The following is a 13733-nucleotide window of genomic DNA, read 5'->3' on the forward strand; positions in this document are numbered from 1 at the left end:
CAGGTAAATTGGGATTGTGCACCGGACAAGAGAAAAACAGGCCCGGGTTCACGGCTATCAGGCGCACTTTTGTCATCCGGCTCTTTATAATGCTATGCCAATACACACATTGCTCACAGCACCTGGTACTTTTATTACACGAAGAACATCCCCGCGTGCCAGCGTGGTCAAAAAACAAAAGCAGAAGCGAAAGCCCTGTAAACGATTTTTCCGAAGGTCGATCACGACTTCCTTTTGCCACACCAGGTCCGGCCAGGTTCCCGGGTATTACTGCGCACCCCGGCCCCACAACACCACTTCCACGGTCTGGGCAATGATCATCAGATCCAGTGCGATCCCCTGATTCTTGACATAATAGAGATCGTACTGAAGCTTTTTGAAAGCATCCTCTTCCGAGGCGCCATAAGGATAGTTAATCTGTGCCCAGCCGGTCAGTCCCGGCTTCACCCAGTGTCGATCACGATAGTAGGGAAGCCTGGCGCTCAAATCGCCCACGAATTCGGGACGCTCCGGACGGGGTCCGACAAAACTCATATCGCCTCGCACGACATTAAATAATTGCGGTAACTCATCCAGGCGTGTCTTGCGGATAAAACTGCCAAAACGGGTTACACGCGGGTCCTGTTTCTGGGCCCAACGCGCAACACCATCACTTTCGGCCTCCATGATCATGCTGCGGAACTTGTAGAGCGTAAAAGCCTCGCCATTTTGTCCAATGCGTTGTTGTCGAAACAGCACCGATCCCTGTCCCCGACTTTCAATGAAAATACCCAGCGCCGTAATCAGCATGAATGGCCAGGCCACCAGTAACAAACCGAGGCTTACCATGACATCCATGGCGCGTTTGGTGAAATCACGATACAGGGATTGCCGGAAACCCCGGCTGAAAATCATGGCGCTGGGGCGCAAGGTATCGAGCTTGAGAAAACCGCATTCCCGTTCAAAAAAATCAGATGTTTCCAGTACGTTAATCCCGCTCATCTTGCAGGCAATCAGCTCTGCGATCGGCAGGCCACCCCGGTGATCATCCATGGCGATAACAATATCATCGATGTGATGGAGTCGGGCATACTCATCCAGCCGCCGATCCAGCCTTACCAGAACAGCCGGATCCATCACGCTGGTGTCATTACCCTGCGCGGCGAAATTAACCAGCTCGAAGTTCTGTTCATTACTGCGTTCGCAAATCTGCTTGAACATTGACGCCGTCTTGCCCGTGCCGAGTACCAGCACATGACGCTTCAGGGAATTCAAACCCAGCAACTGACCTACCAGCAAGCGGGTTGCAATCACGCCCACAAACGCCAGGATACCGGCCAGAACCAGCACGCCACGACCAAAAAACAGCGAGGGTATAACATAGAACAGGGCTGCCAGCAGCACCGCACCCAGCATGAAGGCGCCCATAACCCTGACCATTGTATCCGCCAGGCTTCCTGAAAGCCCGCGCCGGTACAGACCCATGCAAAGCATCGCCATCAGATTCACCGCCACAAACAGTCCCAACTTGACATTGAGCACCTCGTAAAACCCGGGCACCGCTCCCTCGGGGAAACGTAGCTCCACGGCAAACCAAAACGCGGCCATCAATACCATGGCTTCGGTTAAGGCCAGCGTAACCAGGGATATCGGGACGTCCCGACCCAGCAACTGGACATGACCGTGACATAGACGCCCTTTACGACGACTATCGTTGGCCGATAACCTGATTACCGTTGCGCCGGCATTCCCCGACTTAACATCCTCTGTCGCGATCGCCGCCTCAGGCAGTCTTCCATGCGAACCTTTTTTTCCTGCCGCAGTTACTTTGGCAGACGCCGCAGATAGTGCGTGTTCTAGCGGATTATCCATGTCCTGGTGTCCGTTAAGCTTGAGTTCTTCTGGTCGCCGACTTTTCCCTGACCAAACTGTAAGGTACTTCACAATCAAGCCTAACTTTATTTGTTTTGCTCGCTCTGTACGCTATGTAACATAAGTATGCCGCTTTATTTATTCCGGAACCCCGCTAAAATATCAGGGTAAACCCCTGGTGCTGATCAGACAGTCTGATATCCAACCAACGCGCATGCTTCATGGTCCACCGCCCGACCAAACCGATACACGAAACGGGGAACACGATTCGCTTATTGCAGTATTTTGAGGTGGGCCGTACCATTGAAGCGGCAGGCGTCACCGCCAAACCACACCATCCGTGCTGTTAGCCACTTTATTTTGTGGTTTTATCGAAATCGATCCGCGATTATCTGTCGGGACAATCATCCGGCATACAATCACATCAGCAGGCGATTCATTCGCTTTTCAACCGGGCAGGAAAAACCTTGAGGTCTTTGATCCGATATGTCAGATAACGCGATCCTGGTAACCGGCGGTGCTGGTTATATTGGCAGCCATGTGGCATTAATGCTTGCGGAGGCCGGGGAACGCGTGGTGGTGCTGGATAATCTGTCCACCGGATTTCGCGATGCCGTGATCAAGGGGGAGTTCGTACCGGGCGATACGGGTGACCGCGAACTGGTTACCCGGCTGATCAAATCACATGCGATCGATACAGTTATGCACTTTGCCGCCCATACCATCGTGCCGGAATCGATCACCGACCCCCTCACTTATTATCAAAATAACACCTGCGCCACCCGTAATCTGCTGGAGTGCTGTCGCGACAACAACGTGAAGCACTTTGTCTTCTCCTCCACCGCGGCGGTGTACGGTATTCCGGCAGACGGCATGGCGGATGAAAACACTCCCACGGTGCCCATCAATCCCTACGGCACCTCGAAACTGATGAGCGAGTGGATACTGCGCGATCTCTGTGCCGCGTCCGATCTGCGTCATGTCGCATTGCGTTATTTCAATGTGGCCGGCTCCGATCCGCAGGGGCGGGTCGGTCAACGTACCCACAAGGCAACCCTGCTTATCAAGGTCGCGTGCGAGGTTGCGCAGGGTAAACGTCCGGAACTGGTTCTCTTTGGCACGGACTATCCGACGGCGGACGGTACCGGGGTTCGCGATTATATTCACGTTACCGACCTGGCGGCGGCCCATATCCGCGCACTGGCGTATCTTCGTCGCGGTGGACCCTCCCGAACCCTCAACGTGGGTTACGGACGGGGTTTCAGTGTGCGGGAGGTCATCGCGGCGGTCGAGCGCATCCACGGCACCCGACTCCCGGTACGGGAGGCCGCCCGACGGCCGGGCGATCCGCCCCGCCTGATCGCGGTCAGTGATGCCATCAAGCAAACACTTGACTGGCGCCCGGAACTGGACGATCTTGATACCATCGTGCAAACGTCTCTCGACTGGGAAAAAACGCTGGGCGACTGAAAACAGATTCGTGTCGAAAATATTGACATATGACGTTCCCGGGACAGTCAAAGCCCCTTGCGAATACGTGCAATTTTTTGATTTTGTTACAAATATCCCCCACGGGCATGATAAATGCATTTGTCTGCATCATTTCAGTGTCCAAAGGCTGACGAAACAGCTGATTCAGTATCATTGACGGAGCATGAAGCCAGCATGAGCAATTTGCCTGACAATCCCCGGGATCACGAATCCCGTGATACCAGGCCGGCAGGATCCGCCGGTGAACGACACGATGAATCGCGCCGACGACTGATTCGCGGTGCTGCGGCGGCACCGATTATTTTCACCCTGGCCAGTCGCCCGGCCTGGGGCGGTGTTTGCACTATCTCCGTAATGGCCTCGGATAACCTGTCTCATCCCGGTCGCACCGACAATTGCAACGGCAATACACCCGGTTACTGGAAACAGCATCCCGAGATGTGGCCTGCACCCTACGAACCGGGCAGTAGTGAAGGTGACGACAAACAAAAAGTCGGGATAAGTGCCAGCGGCAGTCAACAGTATGCGGGTGACGGTACAAAGTTCCAGCACGTGTTCGGCATGGCTCATCCCACCGGACATGACAAGACCATGATGCAGGTAATGCAGCTTAACGGTAACGAGGATCCCTATGAGCTGGGCGCCCATGCCGTGGCCGCGGTGCTCAATGCGGCTTACTGGGGCGCCGAACTCTACGGCTACACGCCGGATGAAATCGTACACATGTACAACATGCGTTATTACGAGGATCCTCAGGCGCTCAAGTACGATCTGGAAATGCTCAACATACGAAGCGCCAGCTGACGAGCCGCAATGGCCGATGCCAACGCTTTTAACCACCCTCTGCATCTGACACCCGATCTGTATTTGCGACACTGGGACACGGAGACCCTCGTCTTCAATGCCGCCAGCGGCGACACCCATCTGCTTTGCGGACCGGCCGCGCAACTGTTACGCGCAATCGAAACACAAAGCCGGTCGCTGCCAGATGACCCGGACACACTCATAACTAAACTCCGGGGACTCGGGCTGATAGAGCAGGCCGGATCTTGATCCTCGGCGAACTGTCCGACAACGAACTCAAAGACCGTCTGAAAAACGCCGGCGTGATCCTGCGTACCGGCCCGTTTATTTTCCGCATTAAAAGCAATCTGGAACCCGTTCATCGCGGCCTGGCAAGGCTCTATGATCAGTTTCCGCTGGGCGACGAAACCGGCTTTGTCGACTTCGATGTACAGGTCCATACGCCATTATGGCGCCGTGTGCTGCATCCCCAGGCCCGGTTTCTTGTCGACGGCCAGGCACCGTTCCAGCCCTTGCCCGCGGATCAGGCGTTTGCCATGCTCGAGTGGGGGCTGAACTACTGTGTCTACGCCCATGCCCACCAGTACCTGATCATCCACGCCGCGGTGCTGGAGCGTAACGGCCAGGCCGTGATTCTCGCCGCGCCCCCCGGCTCCGGTAAAAGCACACTCGCCGCCGCGCTGGCCTGTCGCGGCTGGCGCTTGCTCTCGGACGAGCTGACACTGATCGACCCGGCCCGAAATGGCCAACTGGTTCCCCTTGCGCGACCGGTCAGTCTGAAAAACGCCTCCATTGACGTACTGCGTCGATTCCATCCTTCGGCAATCTTCGGCCCCCTGGCCCATGACACCAGCAAAGGTACGGTCAGTCACCTGCGTCCGCCCGACAACAGCGTGGCACGCATGGATGAGACCGCCACGGCAAGCCATATTATCTTTCCGCAGTACTCGCCGGACGCGACAACCTGCCTGGAGCCGCTGTCGCGCGGTCAGGCATTCATGCAGTTGGCCGAAAATACCGTCAATTACAGTCTGCTGGGCGAGGAGGGGTTCACCCAACTGGCCGATCGGGTCGAACAGTGTGTCTGTCACCATTTTCGTTACAGTAAACTCGAGGAGGCGGTGGATGTCTTCCACCGGTTGTCCTCATGAACACTCGATTAACAACACGCCCGCTGATTATCCAGGCATTGCGTGATCCCGGTTTGCTCACGCAACTGACACCCGGGCAATGGAATGATCTGCTGCCACAGGGACGTCAGTCCCATCTGCTGGCGCGTCTGGCACACCTGATCCGGTCACAGGGACGGCTCGATGCGTTGCATCCTTCCATGCGCAATCATCTGCGTGCGGCACTGGTGGTCGCCGCGCGCCAGAGGCGGGCGGTACATTGGGAATTGACCCGCCTGCAAAAAGCCCTGGCCACCAACGAGACACCGGTATTACTGCTCAAGGGGGCCGCTTACCTGGTCGCCGATCTCCCTGCCGGCCATGGCCGCCTGTTCAGTGACATCGATATCCTGGTCCCCCGGGCACAGCTGGCGCAGACCGAAAGCGCGCTTAAAGCCTATGGCTGGACCGGCGATCCGCATCTGGATGCGTACGATCAGCGTTATTACCGGCAATGGATGCATGAGTTACCGCCGCTACGCCATCCCGTGCGCGGTAGCGTGATCGACGTGCATCACAATATCCTGCCGGACACCGCCCGGGCCCATCCCGACGCCGCGCGGTTACTGGTCGACGCGGTCCCGGTCGCCGAGTACCCGGGGGTTTATGTGCTCGCGCCGGAAGATATGATTCTGCACAGTGCCACCCACCTGTTCTGGGACGGGGAGTTTGATCATGGCCTGCGGGATCTGGTGGATCTGGATGCCTTGCTGCGCCACTTCGCGCAAGATGCCGGATTCTGGAACAGGCTGCAGGAACACGCCGTGCACCATGGCCTGACCCGACCCCTGTACTATACCCTGAGGTACGTCCGGTTCCTGCTCGATACACCCGTACCTGACAAGCTCTATGCGGCTTTAAACGATAAACCATCGACTCCCGTCTTTGCGGCGATGGACTGGTCACTTCACCGGGCACTGCGACCCATGCACCCGAGCGCGCAATTGCCCGGTGACGGCTTCGCCCGCTGGCTGCTTTATGTGCGCGGCCATTTTCTGCGCATGCCCTTGCATTTGCTTGTCCCGCATCTGGTGCGCAAAGCATTGAGAAAACGACCCATAAAAGATCGGTAAGTACGGTGGACATCCATTCAGGTACAGCACCAACCCCACGAAAGCATTCTGTAGAGACACAACAACCGCGACACCTGTCTGAATGGCAGGGTTATGGAACAAGTTGCTAGCGGGAATTGATGCATTGCGACAGATCAGCGAGCCGATTCCCGGCAGTTGCTATACAGGCATAAACTATTCTGACACATACCACCGTCATCGGTACTTCGTCACCATCAGGAGGACTGCATCACATGCTTGTCATCAAACGTCTCGGGGATCTGTTCGCCATCGCCGGCATCTTGATCGGTATCGCGCCAGTGATCGCTCGTCTGGGCGGCCACTATTATCTGCTCGGCTTTGAGCTGAAAACTGTCCTGCTCGGCGGGATGCTGCTGTTACTTCTGGCTTGCCTTGCCAGACTGGAACTTCTGCTGCACCGATGATTCCTCACCGGATGACGAATCACGCACAAACGCGTTTGTGCGCGGTGGTATTGAAGCGGGAGTACGGGCGAGAAACAGCAGCAGGATCAGGTAAAACAGCATCATCAAACGCGGCGACCAGAAGACCGTGCTGAACAAACCCACTACCAGCGCGCCCGTGACAGACGCCAGCGCTCCCAGTGCCAGCAGATCGTTATTCAGCGCTCGCGCGGCAAGATAAAACCAGGCGTAAACGGTCAACAGCACAAAGGCGAGCAGGCCCAGCCAGCCCTGATCGAACAGCACTTCCAGCCACTGGTTTTCCAGACGGTAGGTATCCAGCGCATCGGTGGTGAAATACCAGTGATCCGCACCCCGGGAAAAGTCGCCATTGCGCAGCAAATCACGCCCGCCGGCATCACGCAGTGTCAGCGAATCGATATCCACCAGGCTGTCATCGCCCGGGTTGGCGATCGACAGGACCGTGCCACGGCGGGCAAACCATGGACCAGAACCCAGCTCATCACTGTTAAATTGCCACTCGAGAGACTGCCAGGACATCCCCTCGCCCTCCACCGGCAATACCGTCCGCTGACACTGGAAGGAATGCTTGATGTGCTTTTCGCACACGAACAGACCCAGGCGCGCGTTGTCCTGACCGCGTGCCCGGATCTGCAACCGGTACTCGGTGTGCCGCGCCAGATCGACCCGCTGGTTGAGATAGAGCGAGTCCCCCTTGCCCAGGCGCAGGAAACCTTCTCCCTGGCTGGACTCCAGAAATGCCAGATTCACCGGCACCCGCCCCTCGGGATTATGCGCCCTGAACATGCCGGGAAAACTGCCCGGACCGTGCCCCATCAGACGCGGCAGAATACCCGGCTCACGCAACGCGAGACCCTGTCGCCAGAGATCCTGGCGCACGTCCAGATCCCGATCCACCTGCTTCAGGCGCTGCTCGGCAAAGCCGCCGCCCGTTTGTGTCCACAACCCGGCGACCAGCAGCAGCGGCAATGCCACCCCCAGCCCCCATAACCAGCGCGCACTGCCCCGTGCCCGCGACGCGGGGATCAGCATCCCGACGATCAACACCAGGCCGGCCGCCGCAAACCCCACGTAACCGGCACGCGAATAGGTCATGATGAGTCCGTAAACACCGGCGCCGAACAGCCCGAACGCCAGCAACCAGACCCCGACACGGCGCCGGACCCGGGCCCAGACCAGCACAAACGGCAAACTCATCAACAGATACGTTTCAATACTCGGTCCGCCTGCGTGCATGTCGGCGAACAGGCCGGTCACCCGATAGCTGCTCTGAAAATTCAACAGACCGGGATAGGTGGCCCGTTCCCAGAGCAGCACCAGCACCAGCCCCGCCAGCCCCAGTACCATGCCGGGGACAAAACGCCGCCGGAGCAGTTCGGCAAGCGGCATGCCCGAGCGGGGTAACAGGTGATAAAACAGCACGGCCCAGACGAAACCCTTGATCACCCGCACCCCGTTCCAGGGACTCATGTAATCAACGAAGGTATTTGCGTTCAAAGGCGGCAAAGGCCACAGGGACAAAACCAGACTCACAATGGCCGAGAACCCGAACAGTCCGATCAACCCGGCAAACCGGCCCGGCAGCACGGTGCGATGTTCCGCGCGAGATGGATGACTCAGCAGAACCAGCACCGTCACCGCCAGCAGCAAATCAAACTCATCGACGAAATACCGCCCCGACCAGGGCGCCAGAAACAGCACGGGCAACAGGGCGGGAATCAGCAACGCCCAGCCATCGGGCCGATACCACAACCCGACGCTGCAGACGACAAGTCCGAGCGCCAGCCAGCCGCCGGCCACCGGCCAGGACAGAGCCAGCAGACAGACCAGCGCAACGGGGATGAACCACAGCCAGCGGATCGGTGATGATGCCGGGGTTTCTGATGCGGTCTGTGGCATCCGGTCTGCGTTCAAATTGCTATCCTGTTCAGCCGCGTGGCCGGGTTGCGCGGCGTTGTTTATCCCGGCGGCGAGCGAACGTGAACCTGCGCCGGGGATGAACCACCACCATAAAACCAGATACACCCCGCCGGCCGACACGCCGGCCAACAGCGGCGCGGAAATATCAGGACGTAACCCCGCCAGTAACAACTTGCTCGCCTCGAGCAGTAATGCCACGCCGGCGGCAATAGCGACAAACCGGACACTGCGCCGCGCCTGCGGCCCGCCAGGCGTACGCCAGTCCCACAACCAGCCACCCAGGCCAATGAAACTGTACATACCAAGATGCAGTAACACACTCTGGATCGCCGTGGCCTCCGGTACGAAGTAATGATAATAAAAGGGCAGCCAGCGCAGGGCATCGAGCTGTGAAAGGATCGCCTCCCGGGAGGCCAGTCCCTGGGCATCGATCAACACGAGGCTGCCCACCATCAGCAGATACAGCGGTAAAACAAGCAGCAGTAGCGCATGCAGGTGTAACAACCCGTAGCGCGCAGCAAACCGATCCCGGTACAACCACACGCCGGCGCCCAGTCCCGCACCCAGTGCACGCAGCCACACCGACGCCCCTTCGGCGATGCCGGAGACGGTGAGAAGTTGTCCGGTTTCCACCACCAGCCCGAGCAGCAAGCCGGCCCCCAGGGCGAACAACAAACGTCGCCAAGCAGCCAGCTTGAAATGACAGGCAACCCATAGCCCCAGTGGCAGCGCAAGGGCAATCTCCAGTCCCCGCAGGGTCACGCAACGCAGTCCCTGCCAGCAGCCATCCGGCGCCATGAGCCATCCCCACTGATCGGAGGCCAGCTTGTCAGACAACTCCTGTTTCGAGACCATCAGATCCAGTGGCAGCCAGCTGATAAATACATACGCCGCCAGATAGATCGCCAACCACGTAACCACGCCACTGCGACGAAACAAAAAATGGCGCACAGTGGTGCGGATGACGGGTACCCGGATTAGCTGCCACAGCAGTGCACCCACCAGGCCACCGATCACATTGGCGCTCATATCCGTCAGCGAGGGGGCGCGATTCGGGATCCATATCTGCAGAAATTCCACACTGGCAGTCACCGCCAGGCAAACAGCGCTGACCAGTAACACCCCGGCCAATCGCGCGTCGATGCGTTGCAGGCGATACAGCCACCACCCCGATAAGAGAAACCCGAGCGGCAAAAACATCAGCAGATTGGCGACCCACTGCTGACGAGCGGCACGATCACCGGCTTCAAAGCGAATCTCAAGGTATTGCGCCCAGGCATCGGACAGGCTCGTGCTACTGAATTCAAACGGCAGCAGCGTCAGATAGACCACCACGGCCAGATAACCCAGAGCCGCCAACCGCCAACTGTGTCGCGGCATGGATACGGAACTCAAAAGCAACCCCACGGGCTTAACATAGCATCACAATATCACGCACCCGGTGAAGCACGGGCGCTATGAATCCGGTAAAAGAACAACAAAACCCCGTCGCGTATTGACCCGGCGCGGACGAAACAGGGTTGTAGCACCGACAAACCTCACTCATACCTCACGCTGTATTATTCCAGTCCCTGCTCGCGCAATAGTGCCCGCACGTAACGGACCGGAATGGCATAACTGATCCCGCTGGGCCGTTCCAGCGCACTTTCCCGGCCTTCTTTGACGTAAACCATATTCAACACGGCCAATACCTTGCCGGTGACAGGATGATACAACGGGCTGCCGCTGTTACCCGGATAGGCTGTCGCGTCCAGCTGAAAAACCGGGTAGGGATCGCGCATCCGGCGGATGAGCGCCGGATCAAGTTCGTTTACGTTACGCACGGGGATCGCTACCGGGGCGATGGCGGACACCATTCCCCGATGGGTCGCCGGAATCAACCCCAGTGCCGCACCAATGGGAAACCCGGTGAAGACAATAGCCTGTCCCTCACGAACCTGTTCCGAATCACCCATCACCAGCGGGGACAGGGGTTCACCATCAATGTGTAACAGCACCAGATCACGATCCGGATCCCTTGCCACGACCTGTGACGGTCGTACCTGCGAGCGGCGGTCATCACCCGGGATGAACACTGCCAGCAGCTCCTTGTTTTTTGAATCAAGCTCGGCAGGCAACACATGATCGTTGGTTATGACATGCCGCCCGTCGCCCACCACAAATCCGGTGGCAAGCAGCCTGGCCCGCGGCTGACGTGTTTCCTGGTAGGTCCCCACCCCCACCACCGAAGGTTTGATGCGCTCAATGACATCCGGCAGCCCAGCACTCCATGCCGGCACGGCAAACCAGCAGGCCGCCGCACCGAGCCATAAGGCAATAATCCCCGTACTGATTGAGCGTGTTCGTGATTCCGTCTTCATATCCTGATCCCTGTTGTGAGAATGGCCCAACCTGCGACCATCTGATCCGCCGCAATACAAACCGCCCATCAGACGCTATACTTTATGGAATTCATAGCCCAGATCATAGCGGATAACGCTACGGCATCCAGTTGGCGCCCATTCTCGCAACGACGTTCCAACGGTGCCTTCAGGCGACACGATTCTTTCAAGGACGATCATGACCATCCTGTTTCGCCATATATTGGCCTTTTTTCTATTGAACGCGCTTGTCATCGCAAGCCTTCCGGCAGCCAGCGCGACATCATCAGATACAGCGTTAGCCCGCCTGGCCACCAAACTGGCGCCGGGCGAGTCCCGTGAACTGAACGCCAGAGTGCCTGACGAATTCGAGACCTATAACAACTTTCTGCGCCATACCTTCACCTCGGACTGTCCGGATCAGTGGGGAGAGCAGGGCCACTGGCATCGAGGGCGTGGGCAGTCGTTCTTTCTGGGTGACCGAACCCAGAGCACGCAGCAGCGAGATCCTGACGATGACGATATTGTCTTCGTCTCTTACCTGGCCGGGGAAAATCGTTGGGTACACAACTCCAAGACAGGGGTCCGTGATTCCAATGACCACCACCCCTATTCCCAGATGGCGCTGGATGAAAAGCGGGATCGTTATTACCGAATCAAGAATGATGCGGTCTGGGTGTACGACATTGAAGCTGATACCCATGAAGGCTATGAAGGTCCGCAAGCATGGAGCCGCGTTAACCAGTCATTTCCTGCCAATACCAATTCACCCAAGGAAGTTCATGAAGCGCTGGATCACATCGTCATGGCGGATGATAAGGGTAACGTTTACGGCGTCAATCCAGACGACTTTTCCGACCAGACTCTACTGGGTACCCGTTCGGGCCAAAGCGGCTATCAATCTCTGATGACCTACAATCGAGTTCGCAATGAATTACTATGGATCGGGGGTACCAACAGCAACAGCATGCGGATGGTAACCCTCGTCGATGCGCAGGGAAATGTCGTTGCAAAACGTAATGCACCTGACGAAGTGTCCACAGGAATAGCCAGCGTAAGAGTTTTTTATGATCCCTCAAGTGGCAATTACTTATTACTGGACAACATTGGAAGTCAAACGCCTGGAATCTTGTGGGAATACTCCCCAGTGAAAGACGAGTGGCGAGTTGCCGCGGACTTCTCAAAACCGGAGCATGACTGGTGGCCGGGACCGTACTGCGGGCATGTAATGATTCCGCTGGATGGTTACGGCGTGACTATGTGGATGACCCGATACGGAACCCGGGTCTATAGGCATAAGAGTGTTTTCGTGCAGGGCAAGGAACCGGTATCGAAGGACAATCCCACGTATGAGCCGGCACCGACTCCAGAGTCAGTCCCCTCTGGCGACCATCCGTTCTATGCTATCGCAGCGGACATGCAGCCGGGGGAATTCAAAGCGGTGGAAACAACCCTGCCGCCGGGTGTCGAGGACATGTCCCGGATGAATCATACCAACTGGCATCCCGATGATGACAGTAACGGCACCTTTGGCGTCGGCTGGACGGACCGGACCCTGTTCGATCCGCGGACCGGTCGCCTGTTCAATGTCCTCATGCGCGGCAATTACACCGAGTCGATCACCTGGCTTGAACCGGATCTGCGCTGGACCGGTATCATGACTCCCGCCGACTCCGGTATTGGTGGCCGGCGCCCCTACAACCGCCTGATGGACGGCGGTGATGGTTATATGTACTTCGCACCCCAGGCACCCAATGACCGCATAGGCCGCCTGACCCGGGCGCGCTACAGCGACCCATCAGACTGGGAAGAAGTTGCCATGCCGCTGCCGATGGACCGCTCGGGACATGCCGTGGGTGATTTCTCGACCATCTGGCATCCCGACATCAAGAAGTTTGTGCTGTATATCTACGGCCGTGGCCAGGGCAAATTGACTGACGCGGGCATCGCTGACTATGAGCAGGGTCATGTCTGGGTATGGGGCCATGGTGATGCCGGTTGGCAGCATCCGCGGAATCATCCCGACTATCGCGGATCACCGGGCCGTACCCAGTCTTCCGGTTACGGCGGCACAACCCTCTATAACCCGGTGCACCGGGAAGTGCTGATCTATGGCGGCTCGGCAAACTGGAGCGATCCGCATCCACTGGGCCCGCAAAGCACCGCAACCATCGATCGAAACGGACAATTTAAACGGCACGGCCCCTCCGGCCAGGTCTACACCACCGGCAGTCGGCGGCTGACTTACCACCCGATAACCGGCGACTATATCCTGACGGTCCGCGGCGACGATAAGACCGACCTGAAGATGTACATCGGCGATCCCCCGCGCGGCAAAGCCTGGAAACTTCTTTACGACTGGGAGGGCGTGAGTGGCGCCGATCGCCCCTTGCACCCCTATGAGAACTGGCATCGCGTTACCCCGCTACCCGGTACCGATGTACTGATCTGGTCGGATCTACGGCGCGGGGTCGTACTGCAACGCCTGCCGAAAGCAGACTGAAACACCACATTCTGATTCAGCCAATTCAGGAGACCAATGATCCTTCGCTACTGCGCCACAATGTTGAAACATGTTCCGACACGGATAACCGTGTTACTGAATCCATAATGCTTTAC

At 57.7% G+C, this 13733-nt stretch carries 10 protein-coding genes; 7 read left to right on the top strand and 3 right to left on the bottom strand.

The genetic code is table 11. The features are described 5' to 3' along the window. Positions 1 to 267 precede the first annotated feature (267 nt). Positions 268 to 1710, bottom strand: coding sequence for a TIGR03013 family XrtA/PEP-CTERM system glycosyltransferase (locus EDC23_RS00800; RefSeq protein WP_279585913.1), 1443 nt, complete (start codon positions 1708 to 1710; stop codon positions 268 to 270). A 627-nt stretch (positions 1711 to 2337) separates the two neighbouring features. On the opposite strand from EDC23_RS00800, the gene galE reads away from it, so the two are divergent. The 6 genes from galE (at position 2338) to EDC23_RS00830 (ending at position 6813) form a co-directional block, all read left to right on the top strand. After that, a complete protein-coding gene (galE, locus tag EDC23_RS00805) occupies positions 2338 to 3321 on the top strand; it encodes a UDP-glucose 4-epimerase GalE (RefSeq protein WP_134080370.1) in 984 nt (327 codons plus the stop codon). A gap of 730 nt (positions 3322 to 4051) precedes the next feature. Beyond that, positions 4052 to 4195, top strand: coding sequence for a hypothetical protein (locus EDC23_RS14395; RefSeq protein ID WP_166668732.1), 144 nt, complete (start codon positions 4052 to 4054; stop codon positions 4193 to 4195). Beyond that, complete coding sequence (locus EDC23_RS00815; protein ID WP_134080372.1) at positions 4156 to 4395, top strand: HPr-rel-A system PqqD family peptide chaperone; 240 nt, start codon at positions 4156 to 4158, stop codon at positions 4393 to 4395. Before EDC23_RS14395 ends, EDC23_RS00815 begins: the two co-directional genes overlap by 40 nt. Beyond that, positions 4392 to 5297, top strand: coding sequence for an HprK-related kinase A (locus EDC23_RS00820; protein WP_134080373.1), 906 nt, complete (start codon positions 4392 to 4394; stop codon positions 5295 to 5297). Before EDC23_RS00815 ends, EDC23_RS00820 begins: the two co-directional genes overlap by 4 nt. Further along, the gene (locus EDC23_RS00825; RefSeq protein WP_243830678.1) at positions 5294 to 6388 is read left to right on the top strand and encodes a nucleotidyltransferase domain-containing protein; all 1095 of its coding nucleotides are present in this window, start codon (positions 5294 to 5296) and stop codon (positions 6386 to 6388) included. The genes EDC23_RS00820 and EDC23_RS00825 overlap by 4 nt, the downstream gene beginning before the upstream one ends. A gap of 233 nt (positions 6389 to 6621) precedes the next feature. Continuing rightward, a complete protein-coding gene (locus EDC23_RS00830) occupies positions 6622 to 6813 on the top strand; it encodes a hypothetical protein (protein WP_134080374.1) in 192 nt (63 codons plus the stop codon). Here the strand turns inward: EDC23_RS00830 and EDC23_RS00835 are convergent. Both EDC23_RS00835 and EDC23_RS00840 read right to left on the bottom strand, forming a co-directional pair. Beyond that, entirely contained in the window at positions 6766 to 10134 is a 3369-nt protein-coding gene (locus EDC23_RS00835; RefSeq protein WP_134080375.1) for a VanZ family protein, read from the bottom strand. The two genes, EDC23_RS00830 and EDC23_RS00835, sit on opposite strands and share 48 nt — an antisense overlap. A gap of 179 nt (positions 10135 to 10313) precedes the next feature. Beyond that, a complete protein-coding gene (locus tag EDC23_RS00840) occupies positions 10314 to 11114 on the bottom strand; it encodes a S1 family peptidase (RefSeq protein ID WP_134080376.1) in 801 nt (266 codons plus the stop codon). 355 nt (positions 11115 to 11469) lie between these two features. On the opposite strand from EDC23_RS00840, the gene EDC23_RS00845 reads away from it, so the two are divergent. Next, positions 11470 to 13617 (top strand): hypothetical protein, encoded by a 2148-nt coding sequence (locus EDC23_RS00845; RefSeq protein WP_243830679.1) that lies wholly within the window; start codon positions 11470 to 11472, stop codon positions 13615 to 13617. Positions 13618 to 13733: the final 116 nt, after the last annotated feature.

Source organism: Thiohalophilus thiocyanatoxydans (assembly GCF_004366735.1).
Lineage (GTDB): Bacteria > Pseudomonadota > Gammaproteobacteria > UBA6429 > Thiohalophilaceae > Thiohalophilus > Thiohalophilus thiocyanatoxydans.